This window comes from Thermoanaerobacterium xylanolyticum LX-11, from assembly GCF_000189775.2.
In the GTDB taxonomy this organism is placed as follows: Bacteria; Bacillota; Thermoanaerobacteria; order Thermoanaerobacterales; family Thermoanaerobacteraceae; genus Thermoanaerobacterium; species Thermoanaerobacterium thermosulfurigenes.
Genome location: NC_015555.1, coordinates 1,667,787 through 1,685,743, shown reverse-complemented (window position 1 = coordinate 1,685,743; position 17,957 = coordinate 1,667,787). Strand labels below are relative to the sequence as shown.

17 protein-coding genes are annotated in these 17,957 nt (G+C 35.6%); 16 read left to right on the top strand and 1 reads right to left on the bottom strand.

From position 1 onward, the window contains the following. Positions 1 to 10: 10 nt before the first annotated feature. A complete protein-coding gene (locus THEXY_RS08345; protein ID WP_013788401.1) occupies positions 11 to 1,156 on the bottom strand; it encodes an amidase domain-containing protein in 1,146 nt (381 codons plus the stop codon). A 640-nt stretch (positions 1,157 to 1,796) separates the two neighbouring features. Here THEXY_RS08345 and ptb point away from each other — a divergent pair. The 16 genes from ptb (at position 1,797) to THEXY_RS12645 (ending at position 17,957) form a co-directional block, all read left to right on the top strand. After that, entirely contained in the window at positions 1,797 to 2,702 is a 906-nt protein-coding gene (ptb, locus tag THEXY_RS08340; protein ID WP_013788400.1) for a phosphate butyryltransferase, read from the top strand. Positions 2,703 to 2,736: 34 nt separating this feature from the next. Further along, positions 2,737 to 3,807, top strand: a complete 1,071-nt coding sequence (locus THEXY_RS08335) for a Glu/Leu/Phe/Val family dehydrogenase (protein WP_013788399.1) — start codon at positions 2,737 to 2,739, stop codon at positions 3,805 to 3,807. 13 nt (positions 3,808 to 3,820) lie between these two features. Then, complete coding sequence (gene buk, locus THEXY_RS08330; RefSeq protein ID WP_230197671.1) at positions 3,821 to 4,894, top strand: butyrate kinase; 1,074 nt, start codon at positions 3,821 to 3,823, stop codon at positions 4,892 to 4,894. A gap of 31 nt (positions 4,895 to 4,925) precedes the next feature. Beyond that, on the top strand, positions 4,926 to 5,138 hold the full coding sequence (locus tag THEXY_RS08325; RefSeq protein ID WP_041592174.1) for a 4Fe-4S binding protein: 213 nt from the start codon (positions 4,926 to 4,928) through the stop codon (positions 5,136 to 5,138). Positions 5,139 to 5,151: 13 nt separating this feature from the next. Continuing rightward, positions 5,152 to 6,216: a 3-methyl-2-oxobutanoate dehydrogenase subunit VorB gene (locus tag THEXY_RS08320; RefSeq protein ID WP_013787197.1), complete on the top strand. Its 1,065-nt coding sequence runs from the start codon at positions 5,152 to 5,154 to the stop codon at positions 6,214 to 6,216. Beyond that, positions 6,216 to 6,965, top strand: a complete 750-nt coding sequence (locus THEXY_RS08315; RefSeq protein WP_013788396.1) for a thiamine pyrophosphate-dependent enzyme — start codon at positions 6,216 to 6,218, stop codon at positions 6,963 to 6,965. Before THEXY_RS08320 ends, THEXY_RS08315 begins: the two co-directional genes overlap by 1 nt. Before the next feature lies 1 nt (position 6,966). Further along, entirely contained in the window at positions 6,967 to 7,518 is a 552-nt protein-coding gene (locus tag THEXY_RS08310; RefSeq protein WP_013788395.1) for a 2-oxoacid:ferredoxin oxidoreductase subunit gamma family protein, read from the top strand. Between the two features lie 266 nt (positions 7,519 to 7,784). Continuing rightward, on the top strand, positions 7,785 to 9,734 hold the full coding sequence (locus tag THEXY_RS08305; RefSeq protein WP_013788394.1) for an OPT family oligopeptide transporter: 1,950 nt from the start codon (positions 7,785 to 7,787) through the stop codon (positions 9,732 to 9,734). Positions 9,735 to 9,854: 120 nt separating this feature from the next. After that, complete coding sequence (gene ald / locus THEXY_RS08300) at positions 9,855 to 10,976, top strand: alanine dehydrogenase (protein WP_013788393.1); 1,122 nt, start codon at positions 9,855 to 9,857, stop codon at positions 10,974 to 10,976. 365 nt (positions 10,977 to 11,341) lie between these two features. Continuing rightward, a complete protein-coding gene (gene yjeM, locus THEXY_RS08295) occupies positions 11,342 to 12,862 on the top strand; it encodes a glutamate/gamma-aminobutyrate family transporter YjeM (RefSeq protein WP_013788392.1) in 1,521 nt (506 codons plus the stop codon). Between the two features lie 160 nt (positions 12,863 to 13,022). Then, positions 13,023 to 14,273: a Glu/Leu/Phe/Val family dehydrogenase gene (locus tag THEXY_RS08290; RefSeq protein WP_013788391.1), complete on the top strand. Its 1,251-nt coding sequence runs from the start codon at positions 13,023 to 13,025 to the stop codon at positions 14,271 to 14,273. Positions 14,274 to 14,318: 45 nt separating this feature from the next. Then, positions 14,319 to 15,998, top strand: coding sequence for an acyl-CoA mutase large subunit family protein (locus THEXY_RS08285; RefSeq protein WP_013788390.1), 1,680 nt, complete (start codon positions 14,319 to 14,321; stop codon positions 15,996 to 15,998). Between the two features lie 11 nt (positions 15,999 to 16,009). Continuing rightward, positions 16,010 to 16,405, top strand: coding sequence for a coenzyme B12-dependent isobutyryl CoA mutase small subunit (gene icmB, locus THEXY_RS08280; protein ID WP_013788389.1), 396 nt, complete (start codon positions 16,010 to 16,012; stop codon positions 16,403 to 16,405). Between the two features lie 23 nt (positions 16,406 to 16,428). After that, entirely contained in the window at positions 16,429 to 17,379 is a 951-nt protein-coding gene (gene meaB / locus THEXY_RS08275; protein ID WP_013788388.1) for a methylmalonyl Co-A mutase-associated GTPase MeaB, read from the top strand. Beyond that, positions 17,376 to 17,774 carry a methylmalonyl-CoA epimerase gene (gene mce, locus THEXY_RS08270; RefSeq protein WP_013788387.1) on the top strand — a complete coding sequence of 133 codons (399 nt, stop codon included), beginning with the start codon at positions 17,376 to 17,378 and terminating at the stop codon, positions 17,772 to 17,774. The genes meaB and mce overlap by 4 nt, the downstream gene beginning before the upstream one ends. A 36-nt stretch (positions 17,775 to 17,810) precedes the next feature. Beyond that, positions 17,811 to 17,957 (top strand): hypothetical protein, encoded by a 147-nt coding sequence (locus THEXY_RS12645; RefSeq protein WP_013788386.1) that lies wholly within the window; start codon positions 17,811 to 17,813, stop codon positions 17,955 to 17,957.

The window sequence follows — 17,957 nt, the reverse complement described above, 5'->3', positions numbered from 1 at the left end:
TGGCCTCTCTTTAATCATTTATGTGAATGAATCTATAAATAACCTTTTTATCCCATCCTAAATCAAATGGAACATGGTATCTGTCAGATGTATGTGTGTTTACAACAGGAATTCCGTAAGAATCAAAACCTGTTACAACGCCAAAATGAACAATTGTACCTTTTTCTTCATAGCAAATGAGATCACCCTTTTTAAGTTCCCGTATTGCTCCTGCAGGGTGTGAATCCGATGGTTTTACCATGTCTGTGTATGTACCTTGTGCAATTAGCCTTCCTTTTCCATTGTATATAAGGTAGTTAAAGAGTGCAGGAGCTTGTGCCCATGCTGTACTAGAGTCACGGCCATTAAAGTTCCAGACGTAGTCCATTTTTAGTCCACCGCCTTCATGCAAGACTTGTGAAGCGAAATTTGTGCAGTCGCCACCAACGCCATTATAATCTCTGTATTTTTTGTTGTATTCATAGTTATTTCCGCTACCCCATGCAGCACCAGCGTACGTATCAGCATACCTTACAGCGCCTTCTCTATCGTAATTTCCTTTTTTCTGATTTTGACTATCACCTGCAGGCGTAGTATTGGTTGGCGATATTTCTGTGGCTATTCCGTCAGCAGGGCTAATATCTATAAATGCTGAATCTTCATCTAATGGATCGTAGTACCAATCGCGGCGTATCACCCAGTTGCCGTTGATTTTAACCAACTGAATGGAATGTCGAATTCCCAGTCCCATGTAATTTATTAAATCGGGCTTTACATTGTACTCGTAGCCCATCTTCATCGTCTCTACCAAATAGAGCCATATAGACTGTTCGCCAACTTTTAAACTTTTGATTCTATAAATTGATTGTGATTCTACGAATTTAAGATTTCTTTTTTCAGACCATCCTTTTACGTAATCAATTCTTCTTTTTTCATGTTCAAGAGCCCATTTGCCATTTGTGTTAGCAACATCGTAATATTTTTCTATGTCTTTAATATTTCCGCTTAAAAGTACACTTCCTCTTGACTCAAAGAAAGCATCTAAAAAGGGCTTTATTTCTTCTTTGTTGTCTGCTACAGTAGATAATGTTTTATTGAAAAACAATATTCCCCAGATGCTTATGGCTATTAATAATAAAATAGGAATTGCTACTTTATGATACTTTTTAAATAGCAATAAATATCCCCTCCTGCCTATCATTTATAGTAAATAATATGTACAAATAAAATAAATAATTCTATGTAACATTCAATGTATTATCATTTTGTTTTAAATGTCCCTGTAGACTTTGAAGATAAATTTTATATAGATTTTTCACTTATATGTTGTAAAAGGTATGTTTTAAAAAGATGGTAATGTAATTGGATAAAGGGAAAAATTTTTGGATAAGGCAAACAACAAGATTGTTATTGAGAGAAATTTCAACTTAGAAAGAAAAAACTTAAATGATTTATTAAAGTAAATTATGCATAGGCACTAAAGACCTTTCTTGTCTTTAGAGAGATTATATTGAAATGAGAAGGTATTTGGAAAAAGTTTTTCCACGGTGTGAGATACATTGCTTTAAGTGATGGTTATTGATAAGTCAAATGGTTATGACGTACCATGAGGACGTATCATGAGATGGAATCCCAATTTTGCATTATAAAGGTTATAAAATTTTATAAAACTAAGAAGGAATTTTAAAATAAATGGAGAATATATTAAATATAAATTGTAAGAATTAAAAAATTTTAAGCAATAAACATTTATAAAATAATAATTTTTCTCGCTATTTTAAAATATAAGTATAGAGAAAATATGGAAGGTGCTTTTGGTGAAGAGTTTTAAAGAAATGTATGAGGCAGTTAAAGATTTGAATCCCAAGATCGTGGCTGTTGCACAAGCGGCTGATGTCGATGTGCTTTTAGCTGTGAAAGATGCTTACGAAAAAGGAATAATAAAAGCTGTTTTAGTAGGGGATAAGTCAGAGATAGAAAGACTTGCACTTTCTATTTCGATGCCTTTAAAAGATCATGAGATTATAGATGTAAAGGATGATGAGAAAGCTTGTAGAGCGGCAGCAAAACTTGTAAGTGATGGGCAAGCAGACATGATTATGAAGGGATTGGTGCCAACATCAGTAATATTAAAAGCCGTTTTAGACAAGGAATTTGATTTAAGGTCAGATAGATTACTAAGTCATGTAGCTGTTTTTGAATCTTCGTTTAATAGATTAATGCTTTTAAGCGATGCAGCGATGAACATATCACCTGATTTAAAAGCAAAGATTGATATAATATACAATGCAGCTTACGTGGCGAAAAAGTTATGTATACGCGATCCAAAGGTAGCTGTACTTGCTGCTGTAGAGATGGTAAATCCAGCTATGCAGGCGACGATTGATGCTGCAATTTTAGCAAAGATGAGCGATAGAGGTCAATTTAAAGGCATGATAGTAGATGGGCCGTTGGCATTAGATAACGCGCTTTCTATTGAGTCGGCTTATCACAAAGGTATAATTAGCACTGTTGCAGGTAATGCAGATATTCTCATCGTACCTGATATAGAAGCTGGCAATATGCTTTACAAGGCTATCACATTTATTGCAAATAAAAGGATAGCTGGAATAATCGTTGGAGCAAAAAAACCGGTTATTTTAACATCAAGATCTGACTCCAAAGAATCTAAATTTAATTCAATATTGCTTGCTTCAATTGTGGCATCAGATAAAAACATATAATTGCTTAAAATATTAATTAAGAGGAGTGATTTGTATGGAATTATTTAAAACAATGAGAGAGTTTGACTATGAAAACGTTGTATTGTGTTATGATAAAACATCTGATCTAAAAGCTGTGATAGCAATACATGATACAACATTGGGTCCTGCATTAGGTGGATGCAGGATGTGGACTTATGATACAGAGGAAGACGCGATAAATGATGCATTAAGGCTTGCAAGAGGCATGACTTACAAGAATGCGGCCGCTGGTCTAAATCTTGGTGGCGCAAAAACTGTTGTAATTGGAAATCCAAGAAAGGATAAAAGTGAAGCATTATTTAGAAGCTTAGGCAGGTTTATAGAGGGGCTTAATGGAAGGTATATAACCGCCGAAGATGTTGGGACAAATATGAAAGACATGGATTATATAAGTATGGAGACAAATTATGTTGCGGGACTTGCTGAGAAAAGTGGTGATCCGTCTCCTTTTACAGCATACGGGGTGTTTAGAGGCATTCAAGCAGCTTGTGAAGAAGTATTTGGAACTACTGAATTAAGCGGTAAAACAGTTGCTATTCAAGGTGTTGGGAATGTTGGATATAATTTAGCAAAATACTTGCATGATGTGGGAACAAGATTAATAATCACAGATATTTTTGAAGATAATGTAAAAAGAGCCGTCAGTGAATTTAATGCTGAGTATGTAAAACCTGATGATATATACGGTGTTGATTGTGACATATTTGCACCATGTGCACTTGGTGCTGTAATAAATGATGAGACAATACCGCATCTAAAATGTAAAATTGTCGCAGGGTCTTCAAACAATCAATTGAAGGAAGAAAAACATGGAGAAATCCTACAAGAAAAAGGAATACTCTATGTACCTGATTTTATTATCAATGCAGGTGGTGTCATAAATGTAGCTGAGGAATTACATCCATCTGGTTATAACAAAGAACGGGCAATGAGAAAAGTTTCTATGGTATATGACAATGTAAAAAAAGTCATACAAAAATCAAAGCAAGAAAATATTCCAACTTGTATTGCTGCCGATATGGTAGCTGAAGAAAGAATTAAAACTATAGCGGGAATTAGAGATAATTTCATAAAAAAAGTTTAAGCTTATGGAGGGAATTCCTTTGCTTTTAATCCTTGCAATAAATCCTGGTTCTACATCAACAAAGATTTCAGTTTTTGAAGATAAAAAAGCTTTGTTTACAGAAACATTGAGACATAGCGTTTCTGAGCTTAGTCAATATAAAACTATATTTGAACAGTTGGAATTTAGAGAAAATGCTATTTTAGAAATGCTTCATAGAAAGAATTTTTCCATGGAAAAATTGAATGCAATTGTCGGAAGAGGCGGTCTATTAAAGCCGATAAAAAGTGGTACTTACATTGTAAACGAAAGAATGATATCAGATTTAAAAGAAGCTAAAAGAGGTGAACATGCCTCAAACCTTGGAGGAATTATTGCATACGAATTAGCTAAAAATCACGGTATACCTGCATTTATAGTTGATCCAGTTGTCGTAGATGAATTAGACGATGTCGCCAGAATAACGGGAATGCCTGAAATCCAAAAATCCAGCATATTTCATGCATTAAATCAAAAAGCCATTGGAAGGCGTTTATCTTCTGATTTAAAAAAGAAATACGAGGATGTCAACCTTATAATTGCACATTTAGGCGGAGGAATTTCGGTTGGAGCTCATAGACATGGTTATGTAATAGATGTAAATGATGCTTTAAATGGGGAGGGGCCATTTTCACCTGAAAGAGCAGGAGGACTTCCGTCATTGGAACTTGTGAGATTGTGCTACAGTGGCAAATATACTCTTGAAGAAATGAAAAAGAAGATATTGGGTGGTGGCGGTTTAGTAGCACATTTTAATACAAATGACGTAAAAGAAGTATACAGAATGATAGAAAATGGCAATAAGAGTGCGGAATTGATACTTGATGCAATGGCGTATAAGACAGCAAAAGAGATTGGAGCGATGGCTGTAGCTTTAAACGACAAAGTTGATGCTATAGGAATTACAGGTGGTATAGCATACAATGAAGATTTTGTAAAGCGCATTTCAAGTAGAGTTAATTTTATAGCTCCTGTGTATGTTTATCCAGGAGAAGATGAGATGCAAGCACTTGCCGAAGGAGCGTACCGTGTCTTAAGTGGAGAAGAAGAAGCAAAAGTGTATGAATAAGGTAATATAAAATATGATGGAGATGATGAAATTGAAGCAAGTCATATTTAATGAAAACTTGTGCAAAAGCTGTGAACTATGCGTTGAAGCATGCCCAAGACACATAATAGAAATGGACAAAGACAAATTAAACATAAAAGGATACCACCCAGCCATGATAAAAGAAGAAAATATAGAAAAATGCATAAGCTGCGGATTTTGTGCAATAATGTGCCCAGACACAGTCATAACAGTTATAAAATAAGAGGGGGATAGATATGGCAAAAGTACTCATGAAAGGAAATGAAGCGCTGGCTGAAGCTGCAATACAAGCCGGGTGCAGGCATTATTTCGGATATCCAATAACACCACAAAACGAAGTAACAGCGTACATGGCAAAAAGAATGCCGGAAGTAGGAGGAGTATTCTTACAAGCAGAAAGCGAAGTATCAGCAATAAACATGGTATACGGAGCAGGAGGAGCAGGAGCAAGAGTCCTTATAACATCATCAAGCCCAGGGATAAGCCTAATGCAAGAAGGAATATCATATATAGCAGGGGCAGAAGTACCATGCGTAATAGCCAACATAATGAGAGGCGGACCAGGCTTAGGAGGAATACAGCCATCCCAATCAGACTACTTTCAAGCCACAAAAGGCGGAGGACATGGAGACTACAAACTCATAGTCTTGGCACCATCAACAATACAAGAAATGGCAGAACTAGTACAACAAGCATTCCACATAGCTGACAAATACAGAAACCCTGTAATGATATTAGGAGACGGCATGTTAGGGCAAATGATGGAACCAGTAGACTTTGACATGCTAAAAAAAGAAGAAAACAAAATAGAAGAAAAACCATGGGCCACAACAGGCATGGGAATGAGAAACAAAAGAAACATCATAAACTCATTAGAATTAGACCCACAAATATTAGAAAAACACAACATAGAAATATTCAAAAAATACGAAAAAGCAGCAAAAGAAGAAGTGCGATATGAAATGACAAACTGCGAAGAAGCAGAAATAATACTAGTAGCATACGGCACGATAGCAAGAGTCGCCAAAAACGTAATCGAACTAGCAAAAAGAGAAAACATCAAAGTAGGCTTAATAAGGCCAATATCACTGTGGCCATTTCCAGAAGAACCATTCAAAAAAACAAAAGACCACGTAAAAGCCTATTTAACAATAGAAATGAGCATGGGACAGATGGTAGAAGACGTAAAACTAGCAGTCAACGGACAAAAAGAAGTCCACTTTTATGGAAGAGTAGGAGGAATGGTACCAGAACCCATGGCCATATTAGAAGAAATCAAGAAAATAAGGGGGAAAAAATAATGGCAGTAGTATTTCAAAAAACAAAAGGACTAACAGACACACCATTTCACTACTGTCCAGGATGTACACATGGCATAGTCCACAGACTTGTAGCAGAAGCAATGGAAGAATTAGGAGTATTAGACAAAGCAATAGGTGTAGCACCAGTAGGATGCGCCGTATTCGCCTACGAATACTTCAACTGCGACATGCAAGAAGCAGCCCATGGAAGAGCACCAGCAGTAGCAACAGGCATAAAAAGAGTACACCCAGACAAAATAGTATTCACATACCAAGGAGATGGAGACTTAGCAGCAATAGGAACAGCAGAAACAGTACACGCAGCAGCAAGAGGAGAAAACATAACAGTAATATTCATAAACAACGCCATATACGGCATGACAGGAGGCCAAATGGCACCAACATCGCTGATAGGGCAAGAAACCCTCACAACCCCGTACGGAAGAAAACCAGAAACAAACGGATATCCCATAAAAATGTGTGAAATGCTATCAACATTAGAAGGAGCAGCATACATCGAAAGAGTATCAGTGTACGACGTAAAACACGTATTAAACGCCAAAAAAGCAATCAAAAACGCATTCAAAGCCCAAATAAACAAAAAAGGCTTTTCAATGATAGAAGTCCTGTCAAGCTGTCCAACAAACTGGGGTATGTCACCGAATGAAGCATTAAAATGGATAAAAGACAAGATGGAGCAATACTATCCATTAGGTGTATACAAAAACACCTTGGAGGAGGAAAAATAAAATGAATGAAAAGATAATATTTGCAGGATTTGGTGGACAGGGCATCATGTCGATGGGGCTTATAATGTCATACGCAGGAATGATGGATGGGAAAAACGTATCGTGGCTGCCGTCGTATGGACCAGAGATGAGAGGAGGCACAGCCAACTGCCATGTTACCATATCTGATGAACCAGTAGGCTCCCCCATAATAAACGAGGCAACTGTAGTTGTTGCAATGAATAGGCCTTCTTTAGAAAAGTATGAAAAATATGTTGTGCCTGGTGGAAAGCTTTTTATAAATACATCGCTAATTAAAGAGAAAGCGAAAAGAAAGGATATAGAAGTTTACGAAATTGCAGCAAATGACATTGCCAATGAATTAGGGAATTTAAAGATTGCCAATATGGTGATTTTAGGAGCTCTAATAAAAGCAACGAATATTACAAAAATTGAATCTACATTAAAGGCACTTGTAGAAGTTTTAGGACCAAGTAAAGAGCATCTTGTGTCAATAAATGAAAAAGCCTTAGAAAAAGGAGCAGAACTTATAGATGCTTTAAGTAAGAAATAAACACTATATTATGAATGAAAGAAATGCAGTGAAAATATTCATGAAGCATATTTTGCATTTTTGAAGGATTTTTGAAATGTCTGTCGAATATAATAAAAGTGGAAAACGATGTATCGCTTTGTGAAGAGTTTAAAAATCACAGTAGGCCATTTTATTGCTTCATACTATTAAAATATTTTAATATAAGTTAAAATGTTGAAGGAGGTGGTTATGGCAATAAAAGCTTAAATAAATTATTTAAACTATAACACGAAAGGAGAAAGGATATGGCCAGTGGAAAAGCTGAATATGGAAGAAAGTTATCAGATGGCGCTTATGGTGGTATAAGTGGAGATAAGTATGTGCCATTTGTTCCAGCAGAAGAGGTTCTTCCTGAATCTACGTTTTTAAGTTTAGTTATAGGTGTGATATTTGCGATTGTTTTTGCGGCAGCTAATACTTATTTAGGTCTTAAAACTGGAATGACTATAAGTGCAGCGATTCCTGCTGCTGTTTTGTCTACTGGTATATTAAAGACGATTTTTAGGAGAAATAGCATATTAGAAGCTAATATGGCTACAGCAATAGCTGCGACAGGTGAAAGCGTTGCTGCTGGACTTTTGTTTTCTTTTCCAGCTATAGCTATTTGGGGCTTTAAAAATGAGTTTACACTTGAAAGAATAATATTTGCGGTATTAATCGGTGGATTATTTGGCGTATTATTTGTCGTACCTTTAAGAAGGTATTTGACGGTTGAAGAACACGGAAAACTTCTATATCCTGAAGGAATGGCAGCTTCTGAAGTCCTTGTAACAAGCAATCAAGGTGGTTCAGGATTTATGACAGTTTTGTCTGGTATGCTTACAGGTGGCATATACAAATTATTATCAGGTGGTTTTTCTATATGGTCAGAAGAGCCTGCATGGAATCTAAATTGGTTTAAGGGTACGCAAGTTGGAATAAACGTGTTAGCATCATTGTTAGGAGTTGGCTTCATAGTTGGAATAGAGATTTCTTCATACATGCTGGCAGGTGGTATATTGGCATGGCTTGGTCTTATACCATTGATAAAATTTTTTGGAGATGGTCTTACAAGTCCAATATATCCAGCCACAACACTTATAAAAGATATGTCAGCTTCTCAAATATGGGGCAGCTATATAAGGTATATAGGTGCTGGTGGAGTATTGGCAGGAGGGTTCATTACTTTATTCAAAACATTCCCTACACTTATAAAGGCATTTAAAGACTCACTATCAGGATTTGGAGCTAGTGCAAAAGAACAAAAAAGGACTGACAGCGATATATCGATAAATATAGTGATTATCGGGGCGATTTTCTTATTCCTCTTAACATGGCTTCTTCCAATATTTAAGATGACATTTATAGGAAGCCTTTTGACTATATTATTTTCCTTCTTCTTCGCTGTTGTCTCAGCAAGAATGACAGGAATTGTGGGTGAATCCAATAACCCAGTGTCAGGCATGACAATAGCTACATTGCTTGTTGTTACGTCTATTTTAAAGCTTACAGGTATTGTCGGAGATAGTGGCATGATATTGGCAATTACTATAGGAGGCATAGTTTGTATTGCAGCAGCAACAGCAGGATGCAATGCGCAGTCTCTAAAGACATGTTACATTATAGGTGGATCGCCTAAAAAGGTAGAGACATATCTTTACACAGGAATAGTTGCATCATCAATTTTTGCAGGATTAGTGCTTATTATGCTTAATAATTCTTACGGAATTGGTTCACAAGCTGTAGCTGCTCCACAGGCTACGATAATGTCTATGGTCGTAAAAGGAATAATGACAGGACATCTTCCGTGGATATTAATTTTAGCAGGAGTATTTATGGGAATAATGATTGAATTGATGCATATTCCGGTGCTGCCATTTGCACTTGGACTTTATTTGCCATTTGAGTTAAGTGCAGCAGTAATGGTTGGAGGTATTATCAGATGGATAATTGACAGAAAATACAAGAATGACGAAAAACTGTACAAAGAAAAGACTGAAAAAGGCATATTGATTTCTTCGGGGTTAGTCGCTGGAGATGCTTTAATGGGATTAGTAATTGCTATATTTGCAGGACTTAAAATAAATATAGGATTTGGTGCAAATTGGATTACAAATAGTGGAGCACTTGCTTCATGGATTTCACTTTTGATGTTTGTATTATTAGGAATTTATTTATACGGATACACGGTCAGGGATAACAAAAAGATCAATTGAAATATGTACAATTTAAGGGTGATTTGAATACTGGCTAAAAATATTTCTAATCCGGCGGTTTTAATAAGCTGTCGGATTAGAATGATTTTAATAAATTATTATTACAAAGGAGCGATCACAATGATAATCGGAGTACCAAAAGAAATAAAAGAAGAAGAAGGAAGAGTTGCTATTACACCTGCTGGTGTTCATGCGTTTTGCAGTAAAGGCCATAGAGTATTAATAGAAAACAATGCTGGTTTAATCAGTGGAATAACTAATGAAGAGTATAAGAAGGCTGGAGCTGAAATTCTTAACACGGCTGAAGATGTTTTTAATGAATCTGATATGATATTAAAAGTCAAAGAACCGCAACCTTCCGAGTACAACTATTTTAAAGAAGGGCAGATCTTATTTACCTATTTGCATTTAGCTCCAGATAAACAGCAAACAGAAGCACTTTTAAAGAAAAAAGTAGTAGGTATAGCCTATGAAACAGTGCAGACAGATGATGGAATGTTACCGCTATTAAGTCCTATGAGTGAAGTGGCGGGTAGATTGTCAGTGACGATAGGTGCTTATTTACTGCTTAGCAAAAATAATGGCAGGGGAGTCCTTTTAAGTGGCGTTCCAGGTGTTGAAAAGGCAAATGTTGTCATAGTCGGCGGTGGAACGGTAGGACTAAATGCAGCAAAGATTGCCGTTGGAATGGGAGCTAATGTTACAATACTTGATGTAAATGCTTCAAGGCTTGAATACTTAGATGACATTTTTGGAGGAAAAGTAACGACTCTTATGTCAAACAGTTATAATATAGCTAAATGTACTGAAGAAGCTGATTTAGTAATAGGAGCAGTGCTTATTCCGGGGGCAAAGACACCAAAAATAATAACAGAAGAAATGGTAAAGAATATGAGAAAGGGATCTGTAATAGTCGATGTAGCTATAGACCAAGGTGGTTCTGTTGAAACGATGGACAGAATAACATCTCATGACAATCCTTATTTTATAAAATACGATGTAGTGCATTATTCTGTTCCAAATATACCTGGTGTTGTGCCAAGAACATCTACATTTGCATTGACAAATGTGACTTTGCCATATGCATTGCAGATTGCTGACAAAGGTTATAAGAAAGCGCTGTTAGAAAACAAATCGCTTATGAGAGGGCTTAATGTAATAAATGGTCATGTGACGTATAAAGCAGTAGCAGAAGCTCACGGATTCGAATATGTGGATCCAAAAGAAATATTGTCAGAATAAATGGCTATTAAAGGTAATAATATGGTTGGAAAGGATATATGACAAATATTCTATATCCTTTCCTAACAATTGCATCAAAATTTAAATTAAAATTACATCCAATTATTTTTATTTATCTTCTTTTTGTCTAAAAAATTATTGAAATTTTCTATTATAAATTATTCAAACGATACCATAACAGAATTTTATGCTGCAAATACAAAACAATAATTTCAGGTATTTATACAGAAAATTGCATAAATTAAAATTAATAATTCAATTTGAAATAGTATTGCAATTACCTGTTAAAGGTATTATAATTTAGTTAGATTAAAAAAATTTAATAAATAAAATAAAAGTTTAATCAAATAGGAAGGAGTGCTATTATGAATGATGAATCAAAGAAAAAGCTGACACTGGTGCCTTTAATTTTAATGATCTTTACTTCTGTTTTTGGATTTAACAATATGCCAAGAGCTTTTTATCTTATGGGATACAGCGCAATACCGTGGTACATCATATCAGGTATAACATTTTTCTTGCCTTATGCGTTTATGATGGCGGAATTTGGAGCTGCATTTAAAGAAGAAAGTGGCGGAATATATACGTGGATGGAAAGATCGGTTGGTCCTAAATACGCCTTTGTAGGTACTTTTATGTGGTATGCTTCATATGTTGTATGGATGGTCAGCATTTGTTCAACAATTTTTATAAATATCTCTAATATAATTTTTGGCACAGACAAAACCTCATCTCTCAGATTGTTTGGACTAAATTCGACTCAAGTTATTGGATTATTAGGTATATTGCTTATCATATTAATTACGTATGTAGCGAGTAAAGGTTTAAATTGGGTTTCGAAAATTGCTTCAATCGGTGGAACATCGGTATTAGCCATAAACGTCATATTCTTACTTGGCTCGATTGTTGTATTGATAGCGAATGGAGGAAAACTAGCGGAACCAATTACATCGCTTAAATCGTTTGCAATATCGCCAAATCCGTCCTATTTGTCACCGATTGCAGTTTTGTCATTCATAGTATTTGCGATATTTGCGTATGGAGGAACAGAGGTAGTTGGTGGCGTCGTAGATCAAACGGAAAATGCAGAGAAGACATTTCCTAAAGGAGTATTGTTTTCAGCTATAATAATTGCAATCGGGTATTCTTTGGGAATATTCTTAGTTGGCATATTTACAAAATGGAATAGTGTTTTAGCATCTAACAATGTCAATATGGCAAATGCCCAGTATGTGATCATGAATAACTTTGGATATCAAATTGGATTAAGCTTAGGTGCAAGCAAAAGCACAGCAATAATCATTGGCAATTGGTCTGCTAGAATAGTAGCACTATCTGTATTCTTATCATTAATGGGTGCATTTTTTACACTTAGCTATGCTCCATTAAGACAATTGATTGAAGGTACACCTGCAGAATTGTGGCCTGGGAAAACAGCAGAAATAGATGATAAAGGTGTTCCAAAATATGCTATGTGGATACAATGTTTGCTAGTTGCAGTTATGTTGTTCCTTATATCATTTGGAGGAGACATAGCAAAAGTTTTCTTTGCTCGCATAGTTCTAATGACGAATGTAGCAATGACATTGCCATATGTATTTTTGTGCTTAGCATATCCGTCATTTAAAAATAACAAAAAGATCAATAGACCATTTGAGATCTTTAAAAGTAGAACATCTGTAATAATTGCAACTGTATTAACGTCAGTCACAGTAGGATTTGCAAATATTTTCACTATAATCGAACCTGCATTTTCAAAAGATATAGCTTCAACACTTTGGATGATTGCTGGACCATTGTTTTTCACAATTGTAGCTTTACTAATGTTTAGAAGATATGAGAAAAGTAAGAATGTAGTTAAAGACAATCCTGTAAAAGAAACTTAAGAATATTCAAATAGTATATAAAACATATCATAAATCCTGTAATAACAGGTTTATGATATGTTTTATGCAAATATATGATGCAAAAATTACAGTATTTAAAAATTTGATGGATAAATTACAACATAATAATTCTTTTTCTTATGAGAGGAGATTTAATAATATGAAAAGCGAATGTTTAAATCCATTGACAAATGCTCAGAAGGAGATAGAAAATGCTTGTAAATTGCTAAAAGTTAGCGATTCTGCTTATCAAATATTAAAAGAGCCTATAAGATTTTTGGAAGTATCAATACCAGTAAGGATGGATGACGGTACGATAAGGATTTTCAAAGGCTATAGGGCACAACATAATGATGCTGTTGGTCCAACAAAGGGAGGAATTAGATTTCATCAAGATGTAAATATTGATGAGGTAAAGGCACTTTCAATTTGGATGAGTTTTAAATGTAGCGTTGTAGGTATTCCGTTTGGAGGGGCTAAAGGAGGAGTAATAGTAGATCCAAATACATTATCTAAAAGTGAGTTAGAAAGATTAAGCAGAGGTTATATAAGGGAAATATATAGTATCGTTGGGCCTGATAAAGATATACCAGCACCAGATGTAAATACAAACGAGCAAATCATGGCATGGATGATGGACGAATACAGTAAATTGTCTGGGAAAAATAGTCCTGGAATTATAACAGGAAAGCCGATTATATGCGGAGGTTCTCTTGGAAGAACACAGGCTACTGGTTATGGTGTAGCATTGATGGCTTATGAAGCAACAAAGTATTTAAATTTGGATATAAAGAATTGTACTGTAAGCATTCAAGGGTTTGGCAATGTAGGCAGTTATTCAGCTCTCAATTTACATAAACTTGGTGCAAAGATTATAGCAGTGTCTGATTCAAAAGGTGGTATCTATAAAGAAGGTGGAATAGATATCAATGCATTAATTGAATATGTAAAAGAAAATGGAAGTGTGGCAGGGTTTGATGATGCAGAACAAATAACTAACGATAAAATATTTGAGCTCGAGGCAGATATATTTGTACCGGCAGCCTTGGAAAATCAGATAACTACAGATATTGCAAGATCAATAAAGACTAAGATAATATGTGAAGGAGCAAATGGACCCACAACGCCTGAAGCAGATAAAATTTTATATGAAAGAGGTATATTTGTAGTTCCGGATATATTAGCAAATGCAGGTGGTGTGACAGTTTCGTATTTTGAATGGGTACAAAATTTAGACAATTATTATTGGACACTGGAGGAAGTCGAAGATAGGCAGCGAATGATTATGATAGAGGCATTTAAAAAAGTTTACGAAACTTCAAATGACTATAAAGTAGACATGCGAACAGGTGCATATATTACATCTCTAAATAGAATATATAAAGCCATGGAAATGCGTGGCTGGGTATGATGAGCCATATTTTATAATTGCAATGTCGATGGGGGTAAGTTTCAAATGAAAGATGAAGATTGTATAGGCAAGATAAAGGAAGAAAGCAGTAAATGGCTATATCATTGCGTTGACGAAGTAAAAGAAAGATATCCAGAACGAAAAGAAAAGTTTATGACTCTATCAGGGATAGAAATAAAAAACATATATACGCCTTATAATATAGTTGATTTGGACTATTTAAATGATTTAGGTTTTCCGGGTCAATATCCATTTACGCGTGGTGTTCAGCCAACCATGTACAGAGGAAGGTTTTGGACAATGAGGCAGTATGCAGGATTCGGTACTGCAGAAGAATCAAATGCCAGGTATAAATATCTACTTTCGCAAGGACAGACAGGGTTAAGCATAGCATTTGATCTGCCAACACAGATAGGATATGATTCAGATCATCCTATGGCTGAGGGTGAAGTAGGCAAAGTAGGTGTTGCTGTAGATTCCCTTTTGGACTTGGAGGTTTTGTTTAACGGAATACCCCTTGATAAAGTCAGCACTTCCATGACCATAAATGCTCCTGCAGCAGTTCTTTTGGCAATGTACATTGTTGTCGCAGAAAAGCAAGGGGTTTCTTTAGATAGATTAGAAGGAACTATTCAGAACGATATATTAAAAGAATACATTGCTCGAGGGACGTATATTTTCCCCATTGAACCTTCATTAAGGCTTACAACAGACATATTTAAATATTGTTCCAAATACATTCCTAAATGGAATACAATAAGCATAAGTGGATATCACATAAGGGAAGCGGGAGCTACGGCAGTACAAGAAATAGCTTTTACATTGGCAAACGGAATAGAATACGTGAATGCAGCATTAAAAGCTGGACTTGATGTTGACGAATTTGCTCCAAGGCTTTCATTTTTCTTTAGCGCTCACAATGATTTATTAGAAGAAGTGGCTAAATTCAGAGCTGCCAGAAGGATGTGGGCTAGAATAATGAAAGAAAGATTCAATGCTAAAAATCCTAAATCAATGATGCTTAGGTTTCATACACAGACTGGGGGTTCTACGCTAACTGCTCAGCAACCTGACAATAATATTGTAAGAGTTACACTGCAGGCATTAGCCGCAGTGTTAGGAGGAACTCAATCACTTCATACGAATAGCCGCGATGAAGCTTTGGCGTTGCCATCAGAAGACTCAGTTAAGATTGCATTAAGGACTCAGCAGATAATAGCATACGAAAGCGGTGTATGTGATACACCTGATCCACTGGCAGGCAGTTACTATGTAGAGCATTTAACAAATCAAATAGAGGAGAAAGCCTTACAATACATAAAAAAAATTGATGAACTTGGCGGTGCTGCCTGTGCAGTAAAGAGTGGATTTATTCAAAAGGAAATACAGGACAGTGCATATAGATACCAAAAAGAAATTGAAAAAGGTGAAAGGATTATAGTAGGCTTGAACAAGTTTAAAACTGAAGAAAAATATCATGGCAATTTGCTTAAGGTTGAGCCTAAAGTTGGGGAGATGCAAAAAGAAAAATTAAAAAAACTTAAAACTGAAAGAGATAATGAGGAAGTAAAGAGAATATTATCAGAGCTTAAAGAAGCGGCTTGCGGTCAAGAAAACCTTATGCCAAAAATAATAGATGCAGTTAGAGCGTATGCAACACTTGGCGAGATATGCGATGTGCTACGGTCTGTGTTTGGAGAATACAGAGAGAACATAATCTTGTAAGGGGTGAGAAAATGAAAAGGCCGATTAGAGTTCTTGTGGCTAAGCCAGGTCTTGATGGACATGACAGAGGTGCAAAGGTAATTGCAAGGGCATTTAAGGATGCTGGCATGGAAGTCATATATACAGGATTGAGGCAGACACCCGAACAGATTGTAGAAGCAGCAATTCAAGAAGATGTTGATGTCATTGCATTGAGCATATTGTCAGGTGCTCATAATACGTTATTTCCTAAAATAATGAATCTGCTGAAGTGTAGAGGGGCGGAAGATATCATTGTAATTGCTGGCGGCATAATTCCCGATGATGACATACCATTTTTAAAATCAGTAGGCATAAAAGAAATATTTACACCAGGCACACCAACATCAAAAGCTGTTGAATATGTAATAGAAAATGTGAAAATCTAAGCCTAATGGAAAGAGGCCTAAAAATGCGAGAGGTTGATTTAGAAAATTTATTATTAAAAAGGGACAAAAGAGCCATAGCTAAAGCAATAACCATGGCAGAAAATGGTGATGCAAGAGTTTACGAGATAATCAAAAATCTTTACACCAATACTGGGAAAGCTTATATAATTGGTATTACAGGACCTCCGGGTGTAGGGAAAAGCACTCTTACAAATGAAATAGCAAAATTTCTTCTAAAAGAAAATAATTCAGTAGGAATTCTTGCAGTAGACCCTACTAGCTTTTTCTCAGGCGGTGCCATACTGGGAGACAGGGTTAGGATGAGCGATATAGCGTTAGATGAAAATGTCTATATGAGGAGCATGGGGACGAGAGGCAAGCTTGGTGGATTGGCGAAAGCAACAAGGGCATCGATTCACATATTGGATATTGTTGGTATGGATTATATCATTGTGGAGACATCTGGAGTAGGCCAATCAGAAATTGACATCGTGAAGACTTCTGATACAAATGTAATGGTTTTATCACCGGGTATGGGTGATGACATACAAGCGATTAAGTCTGGGATAATGGAGATTGGCGATATATTTGTAGTCAATAAATCAGATAGAGACGGAGCTGATAAAACAGCAGCAGAAATTAATTTCATGCTTGATCTAAATAGTAAATCAAATTGGAGGCCACCAGTACTAGAGGTTTCTGCACTGTATAGAAAAGGCTGTGATACGCTTCTTTACAAAATAAAAGAGCATCGCCATTATCTTGAAAAAACAGGTGGTCTTAAAGAAAGGAGACTTAAAAATTTAGAGTGGGAGATTTTAGAAATAATAATTGATAATATTATGAATGATTTAAGTGAGAAAATAAGTCAGAAAAATATCAATGAATTGATTAATACGGCATATGCTGGACTGACAAATCCATATATGATTGCAGAAAGCATATATAAAAGTCTCAAGGAGGGCTTCAAATGATAAAAAAAGTTGATCATATAGGAATAGCAGTAAAAAGCATAGAAGAAGCATCTAAGTTTTATGAAGGTGTTTTAGGCCAGAAAATTAGTGGAATTGAAACTTTAAGTTCTGAAAATTTAAAAACCGCTTTTATCCAAATTGGAGATGTTGAGATAGAACTATTAGAGGCTACATCATCTGATAGTCCTGTAGCAAAATTTATTGAAAAAAAGGGAGAAGGAATCCAGCATATAGCTTTAGAAGTCGATGATATTAAAGAGTCTTTAGAAGAATTAAAATCTAAAGGCGTCAGATTAATCGATGAAGTACCTAAGACTGGTGCAGAAGGTTCAAAGATAGCATTCGTCCATCCTAAAAGCACTAATGGCGTGTTATTAGAGCTGTGTCAGAAGTGACATGATTTAAATTTGTAAGTTAAGGGGGATAGGCAATTGGTAGGAAATACAGTTACAGGTGCAATTTATTTATCTATGCTAGATATGATTTTATTAATAGTATTTCTCTTTTTGATTGATGGCATATTAAGGCTATTTCCTTTTTTAAATAAAATATCTAAATATTTAAAAAGTAGGAGATAA

What these genes read in the sequence shown, in the direction of transcription:
- THEXY_RS08320 (WP_013787197.1), top strand. Translation starts at nt 5,152, where the DNA reads ATGGCAAAAGTACTCATGAAAGGAAATGAAGCGCTGGCTGAAGCTGCA.
- THEXY_RS08290 (WP_013788391.1), top strand. Translation starts at nt 13,023, where the DNA reads ATGAAAAGCGAATGTTTAAATCCATTGACAAATGCTCAGAAGGAGATA.
- THEXY_RS08285 (WP_013788390.1), top strand. Translation starts at nt 14,319, where the DNA reads ATGAAAGATGAAGATTGTATAGGCAAGATAAAGGAAGAAAGCAGTAAA.
- meaB (WP_013788388.1), top strand. Translation starts at nt 16,429, where the DNA reads ATGCGAGAGGTTGATTTAGAAAATTTATTATTAAAAAGGGACAAAAGA.
- mce (WP_013788387.1), top strand. Translation starts at nt 17,376, where the DNA reads ATGATAAAAAAAGTTGATCATATAGGAATAGCAGTAAAAAGCATAGAA.
- THEXY_RS08335 (WP_013788399.1), top strand. Translation starts at nt 2,737, where the DNA reads ATGGAATTATTTAAAACAATGAGAGAGTTTGACTATGAAAACGTTGTA.
- THEXY_RS08305 (WP_013788394.1), top strand. Translation starts at nt 7,785, where the DNA reads ATGGCCAGTGGAAAAGCTGAATATGGAAGAAAGTTATCAGATGGCGCT.
- ald (WP_013788393.1), top strand. Translation starts at nt 9,855, where the DNA reads ATGATAATCGGAGTACCAAAAGAAATAAAAGAAGAAGAAGGAAGAGTT.
- icmB (WP_013788389.1), top strand. Translation starts at nt 16,010, where the DNA reads ATGAAAAGGCCGATTAGAGTTCTTGTGGCTAAGCCAGGTCTTGATGGA.
- THEXY_RS08315 (WP_013788396.1), top strand. Translation starts at nt 6,216, where the DNA reads ATGGCAGTAGTATTTCAAAAAACAAAAGGACTAACAGACACACCATTT.
- THEXY_RS08310 (WP_013788395.1), top strand. Translation starts at nt 6,967, where the DNA reads ATGAATGAAAAGATAATATTTGCAGGATTTGGTGGACAGGGCATCATG.
- yjeM (WP_013788392.1), top strand. Translation starts at nt 11,342, where the DNA reads ATGAATGATGAATCAAAGAAAAAGCTGACACTGGTGCCTTTAATTTTA.